Below are 17,834 nucleotides of genomic sequence, written 5' to 3'. Positions count from 1 at the left end.
TCGTGTCACGACTATGCGTGTGAGCAACGAGATCCCCGACAGTTCCCCGTCTCTGCAGACATTCCTCGCACCGGCCGACATTCCGCTTCCGGTGCTACCCATCGTCGCGGGGATTCTCGCTGCGCTGTATCTCGTCGGAGCGATCCGATTGTGGACGCACGGGCGTCGTTGGCCTGTGTGGCGGACGGTCAGCTTTCTGCTCGGGTGCATTCTCCTCGCGGCGGTCACCGGTCTGGGCGTTGAAACGTATGGCCAGGCGCTGGTGTCCGTTTTCATGTTCCAGCAGCTCACTCTGATGATGATGGTGCCGCCGCTGCTGGTCCTCGGCTCACCCGGAACCCTTCTTCTGCGAGCAACACCGCATCACGGAGCGGGACGGGTAGTCCTGAAAACAGCGCACGGCGCTCTTCGAAACCCCGCCGCGAAGTGGGTGCTCAGTCCGTGGGCCACTGTCCCGCTCTACCTGTTCGCGTTCTACGGCATCTACCTTGCGGGTGCTGCCGATGTCATCCTCACCGCGCCCGGAGGTCACGTCGCGCTCGAGGTCGGATTCCTTCTCGCCGGCATGCTGTTCACCATCCCCATCCTGTCCTCCGATCCTCTGCCGGTCAGGTTGGGTCATGGTGCGCGTGCACTGGACGTGTTTGCTGAAGCCGCGCTGCACGCGTTCTTCGGGGTGTTCCTCATGATGGCCAGTACGATCCTGGTCGGCTCATTCGTCGCCCCCACAGAGGCGCTGGGCATCGATCCCCTCGCCGACCAGCAGCTAGCCGGCGCTCTGGCATGGTCCTACGGTGAAGCCCCGACCGTGCTGATGCTGATCTACGTGATGCATCGTTGGTTCCGCAGCGACACCGCTCGTGCTGCCGCGGACGACCGGTACGCCGACGTGCACGGGAACACCGACCTCGACACGTACAACGCCTACCTCAAAAAACTGAGCTCTCATGACCGTGACCGCTGACCCGTTAGTGAGAAACGCCCTCTCCGGCCGAACAAGGCGCGGCAACCCCAGAGAGCACGATGCGCGCCTGTCAGCTGCGGTGCCCTTCCCCGTAGCGATTGTCGCGTCCGCCATCGCAGGAGGAATGCTGGATCTCGGCTACCCCGCATACGGGTGGTGGCCTGCAACGTTCGTGAGCGTAACCATCGGGCTGTGGACGCTCCGCGGACGTTCTCTCCCCAGGGCGTTCCTGATCTCCCTCGTCTACGGCGCGGCCTTCTACTTCACCCACTTGGTATGGGTGTCACGGTTTCTGGGCCCCATCCCGTGGGTCGCGCTGGCTGGCTTGGAATCCCTGCTGTTCGGTGCCGGCGGCGCGCTGATCGCACTCGCCTATCGTGTCGCCACCACCCGGGCGCGACACGGGTATCGCGCGATCACTCCCGTGCCCGTCGCCGGGGTGTGGGTGCTGCGAGAAACGCTGATGGGGAGTACGCCGTACACCGGTTTCCCGTGGGCGCGCGTCGGTTTCAGCCTCGCCGAGAGCCCGCTCGCGGAGGCCGCTTCATGGGTGGGGACCACCGGGCTGTCCTTCCTGACGGTTCTCGTCTGCGCGAGCGTCGTGGAGGCCCTCATCCTCCGCCGATGTGAGCCAGCAGCAGCAGCGGCGGTCATCGTCGTTGCCGCGACAGCCGTCCCTCTGTTCCCCACCGAGCAAGCGGGAATGATGCGCGTCGGATGGGTGCAGGGCAACGGCCCTAGCGGCTACTTCGACACCAGGACAACAGGTGACATCATGCGCGCGCAGGAAGAAGCGACCGCTCCTCTTCTGGACCGTGAGATGGACCTTCTCGTCTGGCCAGAAGGGGCCGTTGACGCAGATCCCCTGCGCGATGTCGCCGTCGCAGGCCGCCTTGATCGACTCGTGCAGGGTGCTGGCGCTCCGGCACTGGTGAATGCGGCGACCACTCGTGGAGCCGATACGTTCAACACCTCGATGCTGTGGACCAGCGCCGGGCCGCAGCAGCTCCACGACAAGGCCAACCCCGTCCCTTTCGGCGAATACGTTCCGGACCGTTGGTTTTACGAAGCGATCGCCCCCGACCTCATCGGATTGATACAACGCGAGTACACGCCCGGCTCCAACACACCCCTCGTGAACGTTGGCGATGTGCCTATCGGTCTGGCGATCTGTTTCGACGTCATCTACGACGACGTCATCCACCAAAGCGCGGCCTCTGGCGCGCAGATGTTCGTGTTTCAAACCAACAACGCGGACTTCAGAGGCACCGACGAGAACCTCCAACAGCTGGCCATCGCCCGCATGCGCGCGATCGAAACAGGGAGAACTGCCGTGAACGTCTCCACCACCGGGACCAGTCAAGTCATCGGCCGCGATGGACAGGTGTTGGCTCAGGTTGCGGTGGACACGACCGCGGCGAAGATCACCGAGGTCCCTCTCCGCACCGGCACGACCCTCGCCGTCGTGCTGATGCCGTGGCTCGACTGGACACTCAGTATCGGAACCGTACTAGCGCTGCTCATCATGTCGATCCGACAGCGGCGGTCGCATGCTGACGCCCAAGAAGACGGATGGATGAAGTTGTGAAGCTCAAGATTCTGACCTCTGTCGCGGCACTGTGCGCACTGCTTCTACTCAGCAGCTGCGCACCCACCGTCCACCTCGAGCCCGCAGCAAACGCGAATGACCCGCTGTGCGCAGAGGTCACCGTGCGACTACCGGACTCGATTGGCGACCAGGCTCGCGTGTGGACGGACGCTCAGGCCACCGCAGCATGGGGCACCCCCAGTAGCGTGCTCCTCACCTGCGGGTTGGAACCCCCGGCCCCCACCACGCTGCAATGTGTCAGCTTGGGGGGCGTCGACTGGATCGTCGACGAGGAGGAGACCCCGAATCTGCGGCTCACAACCTACGGCCGGGAGCCGGCTGCCCAGGTGTACGTAGACACGACCACCCTGTCGGCGGACGCGGTTCTTGAATCTCTCGCCGGGGCGATCCAGCAGCTCCCCAAGACCGGTGAATGCACGGCACCTGTGACGGAAGACCCGGACGCTCCTGGCACTGGGACGGGAGATACCACTCCATGAATCCCGTCGTTCTCCGGATCGTTGGACCAACGATTCTCGTTGTCGCCGCACTCATCGCTGTGGTGGTCGGGCTCGCAATCGGTGGAGGAGCTGCACCGAGACTCACCAGTGACCCTGGAGCGCTCGTGCGATGGGGACTCCCAGCCGCGAAGCTGTTCGTCAATCTTTCCGGTGCGGCGATGCTCGGGCCCCTGGTGCTGGCGGTGTTCGCTCTCCCCTCAGGGGGGAAACCCTTCATCGTCGCGCTAAATATTGCCTCTGCCGGCGCCGCGACCCTCACCATCACCAGCGGGGTGGTGGCTTTTCTCACCTTCCTGTCGTCATTCAATCCGCAAGTGAGCTTGGGCGCCGAGTTCGGTGCGCAGCTCGGTCGCTTTCTCCTCGACACGGAGCTGGGACGATCATGGCTTATCACCGCGATCCTCGCCTCAGTCGTGACAGTCCTCGCATTCGCTGTGCGCAGCTATGGGGCGGTGCTGTTCACGACCGTGCTTGCGGTCATCAGCCTGATACCCATGGCCACCCAGGGCCATTCGGGTGAGCTCGCCAACCACGATCCCGCGGTCATGTCCCTCGTCCTGCATGTCATTTCAGCGGCAATATGGCTCGGGGGTCTCATCCTGCTCGTCGTCGTGCGACCGATTAGCTCTCCGCACGAACTCGAAAGTGTGCTCCGCCGGTACTCTACGGTGGCGCTCATCGCGTTCCTCGGCGTCGCCATCTCGGGATACGCGCGGACGCTCACTGCCCTCGGACGGTGGGAGGACCTGGCCTCACCGTACGGCCTCATCCTCTGCACAAAGATCGGCGCGCTTCTGATCATGGGCATCCTGGGTGCCGCCTACCGCCGTCGACTCATCGCTAAAGCCAGCGAGGGCCGTGGCGCCTTCTGGATGATCGTGTGTGTCGAACTTGGTTTCATGGGTATCGCGAGCGGGGCCGCCGCAGCTCTCGCCCGCACCGCCGCCCCCGCCGATACGGTCACACTCCCGCAGACCACCGCCGCGGAGATCCTCACCGACGCACCTGTCCCGATCGAAATCACCCTGCAGAGATGGTTCACGGCGTGGAGCCCCGACCTCCTCTGGGTGCTCGTCGCGGGTTTCGGAATCTTCTTCTACCTCGTCGGCGTCCAACGCGCACGGCGCCGCGGGTATCCGTGGCCAGCCAGGCGGACGATCAGCTGGATTGCGGGGATGGGGGTGCTTCTGTGGACGACCAGTGGACCGCTCGCCGCCTACGACGACGCGCTCATCAGTCTGCGATTCCTCTCCTTCGCTCTCCTCAGTCTCGCAATCCCCCTGCTCCTTGTCTTCGCGGCGCCCGTCACCCTCGCAACCTTGGTCATCCATCCACGGGACGATGGAAGCCGAGGACCGCGGGAATGGCTTCTCTGGGCCGCCCACAGCCCGCTGGCACGGTTTACTCTGCGCCCCGTCGTCGCGGCGTCTCTTTTCGCCACATCGCTGTGGTTGATCCACTACTCCGACCTGTTCCGATGGTCGCTCTACGACCAGCTCGGAGCGGAATGGATGATCAGCCAGCTCCTCGTCACCGGGTGCCTCTTCGCACGATCGATCGCCCTAGATGCGTCCACGACCCCCGAGGGGCGGTGGCGTTTCGCCTCACTCATTGCGCTCACAGGCGTGGCCGCCTTCTTCGGCATCGCCACGATCACCCGCGCCGACCTCATCGTCGCGGAGTGGTTTGGCGCCATGGGGCGGACGTGGGGACCCACCCCCCTCCAGGACCAGGCCCTCGCCGGAGGCGCCACCTTGATGATCGCGGGAACGCTCGCAATCCTCACCGGCATCTCCGTTCTCCACACGAAACGCAACAACCGACCTACCGGTAGCACCCCCGTGCCCGCCGTACGAAAGGACCCACACCTGTGACCTCCACCCACCGCACCCGCTGGCTCGCCAGCACACTTCTTGCCCTCATCACACTGGGAATCTTGGCTACACCTGCCCCCGCTGCTCTCGCGCACGACAACCTCCTGGACACCGTGCCCGGGGCAGACGAAACCGTCGCCCAACTTGACGACGTCGCTCTCACGTTCAGCGGGGAACTCATTGACTTCAGCCAGGCCAGCTTCGCCCAAGTGCAAGGACCCGACGGCCTCTTCTACGAATCCAGCTGCTCCACCATCGACCGCAATATCCTCACCACCCCGGTCGCACTCGGAGAACCGGGCGTCTACACCGTGCTGTGGAACGCCGTCTCCAGCGACGGTCACCCCATCTCCGAGAGCTTCACGTTCACATACGCTCCCACCGGCATCGAGCCGGGACTTGGATGGGACACACCCGCATGCGGGAACGAACAATCACGGATCCAACCGGCAAAGGCGTCGCCCTCCGCCGCGCCAACCACCGAACCTCCAGCAGCGGACACCCCTCCCCCGGCGGCATCTGCAGGCGAGAACGAGGTGGATTCAATCGCGATCCCGCTCATCATCGCCGTTGCTGTCATAGGTGCCGCGGTGATCACCGCCACCGTTGTCGTACGGCAAGTAAAGAAGAAGAAACGCAACGGGTTGAGCGCCGACGCCCACACGGACCCGAAAGAGTGAGCTTCGTGTCAGAGCAGTCGAACTCAAGCCCGGTGCGTCAGATATGGGGCACAGATCAGAGATCACGGGCGAGTCGGCGCGACTTCGGCCCCCACGAACGGACGATAGACCAGACAGCGGGCAACGCGAGCATCGCCAATCTATGCGCCCCTGGCAGCAGAATCCACGAAGCCGAGCTCGAGGAGAGGGCACAGTGAACGGACGAAGCGTCTCCGCGGCTGCTACGGAGGCGGCTGAAGAATGCGGGTGTGCACCCACGCCCGCCGAACGCGACTCATTCTGGAAGCTGAGTGTGACTCGACGTGGCGCTTTCGGACTCGGCGCCCTCGGCGTCGCTGCATTCGCTGCCTTCGGTATCGGCTCCGGCGTCTCAGCCGCGTACGCTGCGTCGTACCCGAGCTGGGACGATGTCCAACGCGCCAAGAACAACGAAGCTGCCAAGGCTGCCGAGATCACCCGGATCGAAGGGCTGATCCAGTCCTTGACGCAGAAGGTCGCTGAGACTCAGGCGGCCGCCGATACAGCCTCCGACGAGTTCTACGCAGCACAACAGGAATACTTCGCTGCGATCACGGAAGCCGAGAGCCTGCAGGCGCAGGCCGACGAACAATCAGCGATTGCCGAAACCTCTGCGCGAAGGGCCGGTCAAGTTGCGGCACAGCTGTACCGCAACGGTGGAGACGATTCAGCACTGCAACTGTTCTTCTCCGGTTCCGCGGCCAACGCCGATGAGCTCCTGTCCCGGCTGGGCACCATGGACAAGCTACTCGAGTACAACCGATCGGTCTACGATGACGCAATCTCGGCGCGCAACACCGCCCAATCGCTGACCGATCAGGCGAAGGTCGCCCGCGACGAACGGGACCGACTACAGCAGGTCGCAGAGCAGAAGATGATTGCCGCACAAGAAGCGGCCGACGCCGCGCAAGCCGCTCTCGACGAGCAAGCCGCGAACCTCGAGACGATGCAGGCGCAGCTCGCCGCGCTGAAAGACACCACCACGCAGACTGTCGCTGGCTACCAGGCGGGTGTAGCCGCACGCGAGGCCGAAGAGCGAGCCCGTCGCGAACGCGAAGCCGCCGAAGCCGCAGCCAACGGAGGCGGCAACGGTGGCGGCGGAGGCTCCGCCGGGAGCGGCGGTTGGGTTCGTCCCCACGGGGGCGGCCGGAGTTCAAGCTACGGCCCGCGGACCCCCATCTGCGGATCGCAGGGCTGCTCCTCGAGCTACCACTACGGCGCGGACATGGCCAACGGCTGCGGAGCGGCGATCTACGCCGCCAACTCCGGAACAGTGGACTACGCCGGCGCCAACGGCAACTACGGCAATTACGTCCGCATCCAACACGGCGGGGGCGTCAGCACCGGTTACGCCCACATCAAACCCGGTGGCATCGCCGTTGGCCGGGGGCAGTGGGTCAATTCCGGCCAGGTCATCGCCTACGCGGGTGACACCGGCCGATCCTTCGGGTGCCATCTGCATTTCGAGGTCTATATCAACGGTGGTTACACCAACCCCGTCCGATTCATGGAAGATCGCGGCGTCTACATCTAAGGCTCCGACACGGGATCACGAACTGGCGCCGTCGACATGAGCAGTTGGGTAGAGAGGACTGCTCCAGTCGGCACTCGCGACGTCCCTGCTAGGGATCTCAGAGAGGAAGGATGACGCTGCCCATCACCGCCGTCAGCCGCGACATGATGTCGGTCCACAGCCCCGTCACCATCAGGAGGCCGAGGACGATAAGCAGGATGCCGCCGCAGACGTTCACCACCCGGATGTGACGACGGAGAAACTCGACCGTCTTCGCCGCCCAACCGAACCCGAGTGCGACCAGCAGGAACGGGATGCCGAGGCCAAGCGAATACGCGAGGCCAAGGAAGCCGGCCCGGACAGGGTTGCCGGCGTTGAACGAAAGCGCGATGATCGCGGCAAGCGTCGGACCCATGCACGGCGCCCAGCCGATGCCGAGTGCTACTCCGAGGAGCGGAGCCCCGACGACCCCGGCCCGGGAGCCAACGTGGAAGCGGACCTCTCGCTGGGCGAAACTGAACAACCCGAGGAAGACGAGCCCCATCAGGATGACGACGACGCCGAGGATGCGTGTGACCAGGTCTCCCCAGCGTAGGAAGAACACGCCGGCCGTCCCGCCTAGCGCAGTGATGAGAACGAAGACGACACTGAAGCCGAGGATGAACAGAAGCACGCCGACCACGAGCTGACGGCGCTCAGGCGCGACTGCGTTCGTCGCGTCACCCTTCGAGCGCGGCGCGACCGCTCCGCCGAGGAAGCCGAGGTAGCCGGGGACCAGCGGGAGCACGCAGGGCGACAGGAACGACACGAGGCCGGCGAGCATCGCGATGGGGACTGCGAGCCAGAGCGCGCCGGACCCGATGATGATGTCGGTGTTCATGGTGTTTCTGCTAGAGCGTCTTTGACGAGCGTCGAGAGGATCGAGGTGCCGTCGATGGGTCCGATGATGCGGGCGGCGACACGGCCCTGTCTGTCGAGCACGAGAGTCGTCGGCGTCGCCTGGATCGGCACGGCCTCGGAGAATGCGAGTTTCGCCTCGGCCGTGGTCACGTCGATCAGGCTTGGGTAGGTGATGCCAAACTCGTCAGCGAAAGCCTGGGCAGTGTCGGCCTGATCGCGGGTGTTGATGCCGATGAAAGCTACATCCTCGCCGCCGTATTCCTGCCAGACGCTTTCGAGATCCTTCGCCTCGATGCGGCATGGCGCGCACCCGGCGTACCAGAAGTTCACCACCGTGACCTTGCCGGCGTTGTCCGCACTGTCGAAATCATCACCAGTTTCAGTGGTACCGCTGAAGGCGACCGGTTCGCTCCGCTCGGTGATCGGGATCTCGACGATCGCGCCGTCGGCGGCCACATACCCGGTGTTCTCACCCTTGAGGAAGGAATCGCTGACCGGATCCGGCGCACAACCGCTCAGACCGATCGCGAACACTGCGGCGAGCATGACTCCGACCGCACCACGAACGGTACGGAATTGCGAGTTTCGGGACACATTTCGCACTCTATGCAGATCACCTATGCCTCCGCCGAGCCCCAACTATGTCGCGATCTCGAGACCGCAATCCAAGCGCCGCTAGGACACTTTGAACGCCGCCGCTAGGCGCGTTTCGCGCTCCCATGCTTGTGTTGCGACCTGCACGGCATCCCAGGGGGAGCCGAGTGGGGGCGTGTAGGAGAGGTCGAGGTCGCTCATCGCTGCGACGGTCATGTCGTGGTGCAGGGACGTGGCGTAGGTGTCGATGCGCTTGGAGATCTCGGCGCCGCGGGTGCCGACGAGTTGCGCGCCGAGCAGACGGCCGTCGTTGGTGTCTCCGGTGATGCGGATGCTGATGGGCGTAGCGCCCGGGTAGTACCGCTTGTGGTCGTCCGCGATCGCGGTGTGGCTGTGCGGGGCGAAGCCGGCGGCTGTCGCTTCGTGGTCACGGAGCCCTGTGCGTGCGGCTACGACGTCGAACACCTTCACAACCTGCGTGCCGAGGCTCCCTGCGAATCGGGTGTCACCGCCGATCGCGTTCTCTCCCGCGACGCGTCCTTGCTTATGCGCCGTGGTGCCGAGAGGAAGGTATGTGACGCCGAGCAGGCGGTGGTGGGTGACCACCCCATCGCCGGCCGCCCACACGCTCGGCAGGCCGGTATGCATCTGTTCGTCGACGACGACAGCGCCGCCCGCGCCCGTGGTGGCTCCGGCTGCGGTGAGGAGCCTGGTGTTGGGTCGCACTCCGACGACGACGAGCACCACGTCCGCGGTGCGGGAGAACGGTTCACCGTCATGGGTACCAACAGCAGAAATTCGCCCTGCGTCGCGTGTGACAGCTTCGACGCGGGTGCGGGTGACGACGTCGACGCCGTGTCGGGTGAGTTCATCGTGGACAAGGGAGCCGAGTTCGGGGTCGAGGGTGGAGAGCGCTTCGGGTCCGCGCTGCAGTTGAGTGACCTGGAGGCCGCGCACGGTGAGAGCTTCGGCCATTTCGAGGCCGACGTAACCGGCTCCGACGATGATCGCCGTCTCGGGCTGATGCTCGTCGAGGTACTTCTCGAGCGCGAAGGTGTCGCCCATCGAGTGCAATAGGTGCACGCCGTCGTCGGGGCCGAGCTGGTCAAGACCTGCGATTCCGGCGGTTGAAGGGGATGCTCCGGTGCCGACCATGAGTTCGTCGTAGGCGATCGTTGATTCGCTGCCGTTCGCGTCGCGGACCGTGAGTCGTCGGCCTTTGACGTCGATACCTGTGGCGAGGGTGTCCAGGCGGAGGTTCATGCCGGTGGCTTCGAGGTCTGCGTGGGTGCGGTGGGCGAGCGACTGCCAGGGCTGTACCTCGCGGGAGAAGTAGTACGGGATGCCGCAGATGGAGAAGTTTGGGTAGGCGTCGGCCACGACGACGGTGACATCGACGGACGGGTCGAGTTCGCGGGCCCGGAGGGCGGTGGAGATTCCGGCGTCGCTTCCACCGATCGCTACAAGATGCATGACTACCCTTCAGTGCTTGCCATGACAGGTCAGACGAGTTCGCTGACCAGCTGCTCGATGCGCGCACGGATGTCGTCGCGGATCGGGCGGACGGCGTCGATGCCCTGGCCGGCCGGGTCGTCGAGCTTCCAATCCTCGTAGCGCTTGCCTGGGAAGAACGGGCAGGCGTCGCCGCAGCCCATCGTGATGACGACGTCGGAGGCCTGCACGGCCTCCGTGGTGAGCACCTTGGGCTGCTCGGCGGTGATGTCAATCCCGAGCTCGCTCATCGCTTCGACCGCGGTCGGGTTGATCTGGTCTGCGGGCATGGAGCCGGCGGACCGGACTTCGATGCGATCGCCGGCGATGTCGCGGAGGAAGCCTGCGGCCATCTGCGAGCGTCCGGCGTTGTGCACGCAGACGAAGAGGACGGAGGGCTTGGTGGTGTCAGTCATGGTTGCTCCTGGTGAGAGTGGTTGGTCAGGTGAGGAGCTCGTCGACGAGTGCGCGCACCCGTCCGGCGATGTCGTCGCGGATGGCCTCGACCCCGTCGCGGGAGGCGAGGGCGGGGTCGCCGACTGCCCAGTCGTCGTAGCGAACGCCGGGGATGATCGGGCAGACGTCGCCGCAACCCATCGTGATGACAACATCGGCCGCGCGGACGGCATCGTCGGTGAGCGGCTTCGGGAAGCGCTCGGGGGCCAGGTCGCCTTCAATCTCGGCGAGGATCGAGCGGACGTGCGGATGAATGACGTCGGCGGGAGCAGACCCTGCCGAGCGGGCGACGACCTTGCCGCCCGCGAGTTTGTTGACGAGGGCGGCGGCGAGCTGGGAGCGGCCGGCGTTCGCGACGCAGACGAACAGCACCTGGGGTACAGCGGAGTCGCGGTTGCGGGTGAGGTCGGCGAGTCGTTGCCGGGCGAAGCGCTCGGTCAAAGGCACCAGCGCGGAGGTGACTCTGGCGGTGCGCGCGAGGGCGGTGTAGGACTCTCGGACGATGGTGAGAACGACGTTGGGGTCCAGCTCGGGGACTTCCGCGGCGAGCTCGTCGGCGAGATGAGTGACACGGGCGTCGAAGTCGGGTCGTGGCTCATCGTGGCCGTCGGCAACACTCCATGGTGCGAGCGTGGCGGGCGCGAACGATTCCAGCAGGGCCGTGACGGCGCTGCGCCGGTTCGGGTTGATCCGATACCAAACCCAGGTTCCCCTTCGCTCGGAGGTGAGCACATCCACATCCTTGAGCACCTTGAGGTGGTGCGACACGGTCGGCTGGGCGACGTCTGCAAGTTCGGCGAGGTCGCAGACGCACGACTCCCCGCGTGGGTCGGAGGCGATGGCCGACAGCATCCGAAGACGGAGCGGATCCGACAGCGCCTTCAGTGTCGACGCGACCGAAGTGGCCGCATCCACGCCTATGGCGTGGCTGGCGACGGGACTGCAGGTGTCGCCCTGGGGGGTCAGCACGGCGTTCATGTCTACATCCTTTCAGCGGTGAAGGGATCGGTGTGGAACCAGCGGCGGGCTGCCCAGAGCGAGACGTAGACGAGGCCGACCAGGACCGGCACCTCGATCAGCGGGCCTACGACGCCGGCGAGAGCCTGGCCCGACGTCGCGCCGAAGGTGCCGATGGCCACGGCGATGGCGAGTTCGAAGTTGTTGCCGGCAGCGGTGAACGCCAGCGTGGTCGATCGGGCGTAGCCGAGGCCGAGGGCCTTGCCGGTGAAGAGGCCGATGAACCACATGATCGCGAAGTACGCCAGCAACGGGAGTGCGATCCGGGCGACGTCCCACGGGCGGCTCGTGACCTGCTCGCCCTGCAGCGCGAAGAGCAGCACGATGGTGAACAGGAGGCCGTAGAGCGCCCAGGGGCCGATCTTCGGCAGGAAGCGGTCCTCGTACCAGTCGCGTCCCTTCGTGCGCTCTCCGATGAAGCGGGAGGCGAATCCTGCGACGAGGGGGATGCCGAGGAAGATCAGGACGTTCAGTGCGATCTGTCCGATCGAGATATCCAGGCCCTGGGAGTCAAGGCCGAGCCAGCCGGGCAGGACGGTGAGGTAGAACCAGCCGAGGAGTGAGAAGGCGATGACTTGGAAGACGGAGTTGATGGCGACGAGCACTGCGGCGGCTTCGCGGTCGCCGCAGGCGAGGTCGTTCCAGATGACGACCATGGCGATGCAGCGTGCGAGACCGACGATGATGAGTCCCGTGCGGTATTCGGGCAGGTCGGGCAGGAACGCCCAGGCGAGGGCGAACATCAGCGCCGGGCCGATCAGCCAGTTGAGAGCCAAGGATGAGATCAGGAGCCTCTTGTCGCCCGTGACGGCGGCTACCTTGTCGTAGCGAACCTTCGCGAGGACCGGGTACATCATAACCAGCAGCCCGAGGGCGATCGGGATCGAGATTCCACCGACCTCGAGGCCGGCCAGGAGGTCGGAGACGCCCGGGATGAAGCGGCCGATGACGATTCCGCCGACCATGGCGAGACCGATCCAGAGCGGCAGCCACCGGTCGAGGGTCGACAGTCGGCGGGTGGCCGGTGCGGTGGTGGGTACGGTTGCGGTGCTCATGCGAGGAGCGCCTCCATCTTCTCTGCGATGACGAGCTTCGGGTGGGCGCCGATGAGCATGTCAACGCGTTGGCCTCCCGTGTAGAAGCCGAGGGTGGGGATGGATGTGACGCCGACCGCGGTCACGGTCTCGGGGTTTTGGTCGGCATCGAGTTTGACGATCTTCACGCGGCCGTCGTATTCGGCGGCGAGTTGATCCAGAAGGGGTGCGACCTGCTTGCAGGGCCCACACCAGGTGGCCCAGATGTCGACGACGACGGGGATCTCGGAGTCGAGGACATCTGCCTGGAATGTCGCGTCTGTGACGGGGATGGGCGCGCTCATGCGAAGACCTCCTCGGCCGCAGTCAATGCTGGTGCGGCCTCGTCGAGTGCGGCGAGGTAGTGCTGGGCGTCTTGTGCGGCGGCGCATCCCGTGCCGGCGGCGGTGATCGCCTGGCGGTAGGTGTGGTCGACGAGATCGCCCGCGGCGAAGACTCCAGAGAGGTTCGTGCGGGTGGAGGGGTGGTCGACGAGCACGTATCCATCGGCATCGGTATCGACGAGTCCCGTGACGATCTCGGAGCGCGGATCGTGGCCGATCGCAACGAAGACTCCAGCGACCGGCAGTTGCCGCTCAGCGCCGGTAACGGTGTCGCGCAGCGTGACTGCTTCGACCTTCTCAGCGCCGATGAGGCCAGCGACCGCGCTGTTCCAGGCGATCTGGATCTTCGGGTGATCGAGCACCCGCTGCGCCATGATCTTCGACGCCCGGAACTCACCGCGACGGTGCACGACGGTGACTTTCGACGCGAACCTGGTCAGGAACAGTGCCTCCTCCATCGCAGAGTCTCCGCCGCCGACGACGACGATCTCCTGCTCACGGAAGAAGAAACCGTCGCATGTCGCGCACCAGGAGACACCGTGGCCGGTAAGTCGCTCCTCGTCGGCGATCCCGAGCTTGCGGTATGCCGAGCCCATGGTCAGGATGACGGCACGAGCCCGGAACGTCTCGCCCGCGCCCGTCTCGACCGTCTTGATGGGACCGTCGAGGTCAACGAGGACGGCGTCATCGAGGAGGATACGGGCCCCAAAGCGCTCCGCCTGAGCGCGCATAGACTCCATCAGCTCCGGGCCCTGCACACCGTCGACGAACCCGGGGAAGTTCTCGACCTCGGTCGTGGTCATCAGCGCGCCACCCGCAGTCACGGAACCGGCAAGCACCACAGGTGCGAGACCCGCACGCGCTGCATACACGGCCGCGGTGTAGCCCGCGGGGCCGGACCCGATGATGACCAACTCAACTTCTTGAATCGACATGCGTCTATATTGACATCTGTCGATACCGAATGCAACTGTTGCTGACGGAGTTCACGTGCTCTTCACCTGGCGAACAGATCATGCAGGTGGAGTAATCGAGACAGTCAAGAAACAGAGGACCACAGATGACCCAGCCCAAGACGGCTCTGTTCATATGCAAGCACAATGCGGGGCGCTCCCAACTCGGCGCCCATCTCCTGACACACATCGGCGATGAGCGACTCGTCGCGACGAGCGCGGGAATCAGCCCAGCCGAGGGGATCAACCCGGCTGTCGCAGCATCGCTGCACGAGATGATTCACCTGCCCTAAACGATCGTTTTCGGCTGGGAGACGACTCAGCCATCTCACCTGACCGGACGCGCCTCATCCGACGCGCTTCGTGAGATTCCGATACTCCCGTGAGACAGTCCGACAGCTTTCGTGAGACTGCGACACTCTCCGTGAGATCGGACTAGTCGCCTCTCAAGGACGCATGCGGCTCCCGACCCTGCCCTCTGGACAGTGTTTAGACGTACACAAGTAGCTACCAGCTGGAACCGCGCGGGGAACCGTGCGGTGAACCCGGCCCGATTCACCTCGATCGCGCCGGACTCCAGCGGCTGTCGCAGCGCATCGAGCGCAACGCGCGAGAACTCGGCGGCCTCATCGAGGAAGAGCACACCCCGGTGCGCCCTGGCGATCGCGCCGGGGCGTGCGGTCCGCGAGCCGCCGCCGACGAGCGCCGCGACCGATGCACTGTGATGCGGCGCCTCCAACGGCGGCCCCGTATCCAGACGCACGGGCGCTCCCCCGCTCAAGGACCGGATCGAGGCGACTTCGAGCGCTTCCTCCTCCGACAGGCGAGGAAGGATCCCGGGAAGCCGTCGCGCGAGCATCGTCTTCCCCGCCCCCGGCGGACCGCTCAGCAGCAGGTGGTGGCCTCCGGACGCAGCCGCGATGAGCGCCTCCAGCGCTTCGTCCTGCCCGACCACGTCCACGAGATCGAGAATCTCCTCATCCACCTGCTCGACCGCGGTCACACCGACGGACTCGACCTCCGGCACCTCCACATCCGCGCCGTGCCAGACCGCGACCTCAGCCAACGAGCCGGCCGCCTTCACCTCGACACCCGGCACCAGCCGCGCTTCCTCCTCGTTCGCCTTCGGGACGACGACACGTTCGAAGCCGGCGCGCGCGGCCGCGAAGACCGCAGGCAGCACGCCTGGCACCGGGCGCACCCTGCCATCGAGACCGAGCTCTCCGATGTGCACGGTCTGGGCGATCGAGCGCGCGCTGATCGAACCGCCTGCAGCCAAGGTCGACACGGCGATGCTGAGGTCGAAGCCCGAGCCCTGCTTCGGCAGACTCGCCGGAGACAGGTTCACCGTCAGACGTCGGCGTGGGAGATCCAACCCGGTGTTCTTGCAGGCGTTGTGCACGCGTTGCACGGCCTCGCCGAGCGACTTGTCCGGCAGGCCGATGATCCGGAACTCGGGCGTCTGATTCGAGAGGTCGGCTTCGACTTCGACGAGGTGCCCGTCGACGCCCGTCAGCGCCACTGCCCAGGTGCGGGCGGTGCTCACGCGATGTCCTCGAGGTGCTCGACCTCAGCCGACGCCGGGTTCGAACCGATGATGCCGATCGCCTCGAGGCGAACCGTGCGTCCGCCGACCTGTTCGCGATGCGCATCGCACCAGGCGTGGGCGAGCTGCCACAGCCGTCGCCGCTTCCGCTGGTCGATCGCCTCGAAGGGGTGGCCGAACGCGGACGACCGGCGAGTCTTCACCTCCACGATCGAGAGGATGTCGTCACGGGTCGCGACGATGTCGATCTCGCCTTGCGCGCACCGCCAGTTGCGATCGATCACTGTGTAGCCGTGAGCTGTCAGGTACCGTGCTGCACGTTCTTCGCCCGCACGACCGAGGATGTCTTTCGCTGCCATGTCGACAGCTTCGCCGCGTCCGCCCTCACGGCGCGGTGATCGTCAGCGAAGCAACCGGCGCGCGGTCAGAACCCGAAAAGACGTCCGCCTGTGCAGAACGAGATCCTGGCAGACCGGAGCACGCGGAGTCTCACTCGCCGTCGAGCGAGAGCTCCTGCGGGATCTCGAACTCGCGGCGCTGCAGCTCCTCCACGTTCACGTCCTTGAACGTCAGCACGCGCACGGCCTTGACGAAGCGATCGGCGCGGTAGATGTCCCACACCCAGACGTCGCTCATCGAGATCTCGAAGTAGAAGTCGTGCTCCGTGTCCCGGCGGACGACGTTGACCTCGTTCGCGAGGTAGAAGCGACGTTCGGTCTCGACGACGTACTGGAACTGCGACACGACATCCCGGTACTCCCGGAACAGCGCCAGCTCGAGTTCGCGGTCGTAGTCGTCGAAGGCTTCCTCATCCATGATCTCTCCATCCTAGAGTCGGGACGACCCCGAGCAGCACCCGGAGACCGGATGCAGCACTCAGAAGAGGGTCGGCGCCGCCGCGATGGCCCAGGAAGCCCGATGGAACGGCGAGAGACCGCGCTCGCGGATCGCGTCCTGGTGCTCCGCACTGGCATAGCCCTTGTTCCGGTTCCACTGGTACGCGGGGTGATCGAGGTGCAGCTCGGCCATGTGCGTGTCGCGCGCGACCTTGGCGATCACCGAGGCGGCCGAGACCGATGCGCAGTCACGGTCCGCCTTGATCACCGGGCGAACGCGGAGCGGGCCGGGATGCACAGCTGACACGTAGTCATGGTTGCCGTCGAGCAGCACCAGCGCGTCGTCCGTCGACACGCCCTGCGCGGCGACGGCGAGCACGGCGCGCGACGCCGCAAGGCCGAGGGCGCGCATGATCCCGACGTCATCGACCTCGGCTGCGGTCGCCCATCCGACGGCCGATGCCTGCACCCACGCTGCCGCGCGCGCCGCGACGTCCGGACGCCGCTTCTCCGTGACGAGCTTCGAATCGCGCAGACCCTCCGGCACACGACGCCGAGCGCCCGCGGCATCCATCACCGCAGCGCCGACCGCGACCGGTCCTGCGAGTGCACCGCGCCCGACCTCATCGAGCGAGATGATCAGCCCGCACTCCCCCAGCAGCTGACGCTCGAGGGTGAGCTTCGGTGCGACGACGGTCATTCCGGATCCGGAACGCCGTTGAACGTCTGGTGGTGACCGTCGATCGAGCCCATGCGATCCAGCGGCCACGTCGTGAGGAAGGCCTTGCCGACGATGTTGCTCAGCGGCACGAATCCACCGCTGGGGAGATCCTGATGCGCGCGCGCGTCCCGCGAACGGTCGCGGTTGTCGCCGAGCAGCCAGACCGACCCCTCGGGGACGACGACGTCGAAGGGCTCGTTGGATGCCTGTGTGTCGCCGTCCGGAAGGTTCAGATAGCTGAGCTCGTCGATCGGGGCGCCGTTGATGGTGATCTGCCCGAGCGCGTTGCAGCAGATCACATGATCGCCGGGCAGTCCGATGACCCGCTTGACGAGGTGATCCTGAGAATCGGATGCCGAGATGCCGACGAAGTTCAGCACCCAGTCGAACGCCTCCACCAGTGGTGGACCCGCGGGGGTCTGCGGCATCGCGTCCAGCCATCCGCCTGGATCCTTGAACACGACGACATCACCTCGCTCGTAGCCGGTCCACCGCGGCGTGAGCTCGTCGACCAGGATGCGGTCGTTGACCAGCAGCGTCCGCTCCATCGATGCGGACGGGATGTAGAACGAGCGGACGACGAAGGTCTTCACGACGAAGGAGACGACTGCAGCGATCAGCACGATCACCAGCACGTCACGGAGGAAGACGAGGAATCCGCGGCGCCGCCTGCGTGTGGTGGCCGCCGGAGTGTCAGTCGTCATCAGGTTCCTTCGAGAATCATGCACCGCGTGCCGGCGGCAGT

General features: G+C 65.6%; 20 protein-coding genes. 7 read left to right on the top strand and 13 right to left on the bottom strand.

Features of this window, described 5'->3' with window-relative positions; genetic code table 11:
- Nucleotides 1-13: 13 nt before the first annotated feature.
- From V7Z82_RS02790 to V7Z82_RS02765, 6 genes are all read left to right on the top strand, one after another.
- Nucleotides 14-964, top strand: coding sequence for a cytochrome c oxidase assembly protein (locus V7Z82_RS02790; protein WP_029259129.1), 951 nt, complete (start codon nucleotides 14-16; stop codon nucleotides 962-964).
- Nucleotides 948-2,552: an apolipoprotein N-acyltransferase gene (gene lnt, locus V7Z82_RS02785; protein WP_081860106.1), complete on the top strand. Its 1,605-nt coding sequence runs from the start codon at nucleotides 948-950 to the stop codon at nucleotides 2,550-2,552. The genes V7Z82_RS02790 and lnt overlap by 17 nt, the downstream gene beginning before the upstream one ends.
- Nucleotides 2,537-3,052 (top strand): DUF3515 family protein, encoded by a 516-nt coding sequence (locus V7Z82_RS02780; protein ID WP_055876958.1) that lies wholly within the window; start codon nucleotides 2,537-2,539, stop codon nucleotides 3,050-3,052. The genes lnt and V7Z82_RS02780 overlap by 16 nt, the downstream gene beginning before the upstream one ends.
- Nucleotides 3,049-4,947, top strand: coding sequence for a cytochrome c oxidase assembly protein (locus V7Z82_RS02775; protein WP_334147766.1), 1,899 nt, complete (start codon nucleotides 3,049-3,051; stop codon nucleotides 4,945-4,947). Before V7Z82_RS02780 ends, V7Z82_RS02775 begins: the two co-directional genes overlap by 4 nt.
- Nucleotides 4,944-5,627 carry a copper resistance CopC family protein gene (locus tag V7Z82_RS02770; RefSeq protein ID WP_051671007.1) on the top strand — a complete coding sequence of 228 codons (684 nt, stop codon included), beginning with the start codon at nucleotides 4,944-4,946 and terminating at the stop codon, nucleotides 5,625-5,627. The genes V7Z82_RS02775 and V7Z82_RS02770 overlap by 4 nt, the downstream gene beginning before the upstream one ends.
- Before the next feature lie 292 nt (nucleotides 5,628-5,919).
- Complete coding sequence (locus V7Z82_RS02765) at nucleotides 5,920-7,179, top strand: M23 family metallopeptidase (RefSeq protein ID WP_442927569.1); 1,260 nt, start codon at nucleotides 5,920-5,922, stop codon at nucleotides 7,177-7,179.
- Nucleotides 7,180-7,276: 97 nt separating this feature from the next.
- Here the strand turns inward: V7Z82_RS02765 and V7Z82_RS02760 are convergent, their stop codons facing one another.
- From V7Z82_RS02760 to trxB, 8 genes are all read right to left on the bottom strand, one after another.
- Complete coding sequence (locus V7Z82_RS02760) at nucleotides 7,277-8,038, bottom strand: cytochrome c biogenesis CcdA family protein (protein WP_029259124.1); 762 nt, start codon at nucleotides 8,036-8,038, stop codon at nucleotides 7,277-7,279.
- Nucleotides 8,035-8,604, bottom strand: coding sequence for a TlpA family protein disulfide reductase (locus tag V7Z82_RS02755; RefSeq protein ID WP_036271563.1), 570 nt, complete (start codon nucleotides 8,602-8,604; stop codon nucleotides 8,035-8,037). Before V7Z82_RS02755 ends, V7Z82_RS02760 begins: the two co-directional genes overlap by 4 nt.
- Before the next feature lie 129 nt (nucleotides 8,605-8,733).
- The gene (locus tag V7Z82_RS02750) at nucleotides 8,734-10,125 is read right to left on the bottom strand and encodes an FAD-dependent oxidoreductase (RefSeq protein ID WP_029259122.1); all 1,392 of its coding nucleotides are present in this window, start codon (nucleotides 10,123-10,125) and stop codon (nucleotides 8,734-8,736) included.
- A 29-nt stretch (nucleotides 10,126-10,154) separates the two neighbouring features.
- Nucleotides 10,155-10,559 (bottom strand): arsenate reductase ArsC, encoded by a 405-nt coding sequence (locus V7Z82_RS02745; protein WP_029259121.1) that lies wholly within the window; start codon nucleotides 10,557-10,559, stop codon nucleotides 10,155-10,157.
- Nucleotides 10,560-10,584: 25 nt separating this feature from the next.
- The gene (locus tag V7Z82_RS02740; RefSeq protein ID WP_029259120.1) at nucleotides 10,585-11,577 is read right to left on the bottom strand and encodes a metalloregulator ArsR/SmtB family transcription factor; all 993 of its coding nucleotides are present in this window, start codon (nucleotides 11,575-11,577) and stop codon (nucleotides 10,585-10,587) included.
- A 2-nt stretch (nucleotides 11,578-11,579) separates the two neighbouring features.
- Nucleotides 11,580-12,671, bottom strand: coding sequence for an ACR3 family arsenite efflux transporter (arsB, locus tag V7Z82_RS02735; protein ID WP_029259119.1), 1,092 nt, complete (start codon nucleotides 12,669-12,671; stop codon nucleotides 11,580-11,582).
- Nucleotides 12,668-12,994, bottom strand: a complete 327-nt coding sequence (trxA, locus tag V7Z82_RS02730; RefSeq protein WP_029259118.1) for a thioredoxin — start codon at nucleotides 12,992-12,994, stop codon at nucleotides 12,668-12,670. Before trxA ends, arsB begins: the two co-directional genes overlap by 4 nt.
- Nucleotides 12,991-13,968: a thioredoxin-disulfide reductase gene (trxB, locus tag V7Z82_RS02725; RefSeq protein ID WP_334147753.1), complete on the bottom strand. Its 978-nt coding sequence runs from the start codon at nucleotides 13,966-13,968 to the stop codon at nucleotides 12,991-12,993. The genes trxA and trxB overlap by 4 nt, the downstream gene beginning before the upstream one ends.
- 125 nt (nucleotides 13,969-14,093) lie before the next feature.
- Between trxB and V7Z82_RS02720 the strand changes: the two genes are divergently transcribed.
- Entirely contained in the window at nucleotides 14,094-14,279 is a 186-nt protein-coding gene (locus V7Z82_RS02720; RefSeq protein WP_051671005.1) for an arsenate-mycothiol transferase ArsC, read from the top strand.
- 35 nt (nucleotides 14,280-14,314) lie between these two features.
- On the opposite strand, the gene V7Z82_RS02715 is transcribed toward V7Z82_RS02720, so the two are convergent.
- The 5 genes from V7Z82_RS02715 to lepB all read right to left on the bottom strand — a co-directional run bounded on the left by V7Z82_RS02715 (nucleotide 14,315) and on the right by lepB (nucleotide 17,793).
- Nucleotides 14,315-15,532, bottom strand: coding sequence for a YifB family Mg chelatase-like AAA ATPase (locus V7Z82_RS02715; RefSeq protein WP_334147748.1), 1,218 nt, complete (start codon nucleotides 15,530-15,532; stop codon nucleotides 14,315-14,317).
- Entirely contained in the window at nucleotides 15,529-15,891 is a 363-nt protein-coding gene (locus V7Z82_RS02710) for a YraN family protein (protein WP_334147746.1), read from the bottom strand. The genes V7Z82_RS02715 and V7Z82_RS02710 overlap by 4 nt, the downstream gene beginning before the upstream one ends.
- Nucleotides 15,892-16,021: 130 nt before the next feature.
- Nucleotides 16,022-16,348: a DUF2469 family protein gene (locus V7Z82_RS02705; protein WP_045280377.1), complete on the bottom strand. Its 327-nt coding sequence runs from the start codon at nucleotides 16,346-16,348 to the stop codon at nucleotides 16,022-16,024.
- 60 nt (nucleotides 16,349-16,408) lie between these two features.
- Nucleotides 16,409-17,068, bottom strand: a complete 660-nt coding sequence (locus tag V7Z82_RS02700) for a ribonuclease HII (RefSeq protein WP_334147744.1) — start codon at nucleotides 17,066-17,068, stop codon at nucleotides 16,409-16,411.
- Nucleotides 17,065-17,793, bottom strand: a complete 729-nt coding sequence (lepB, locus tag V7Z82_RS02695) for a signal peptidase I (RefSeq protein WP_334147741.1) — start codon at nucleotides 17,791-17,793, stop codon at nucleotides 17,065-17,067. The genes V7Z82_RS02700 and lepB overlap by 4 nt, the downstream gene beginning before the upstream one ends.
- Nucleotides 17,794-17,834: the final 41 nt, after the last annotated feature.

Origin of the sequence: Microbacterium sp. (assembly GCF_036823965.1) — a bacterium.
Classification (GTDB): Bacteria; Actinomycetota; Actinomycetes; order Actinomycetales; family Microbacteriaceae; genus Microbacterium.
The sequence above is the reverse complement of the archived record's forward strand: the minus strand, read 5'-3'. Positions and strand labels throughout refer to the sequence as shown.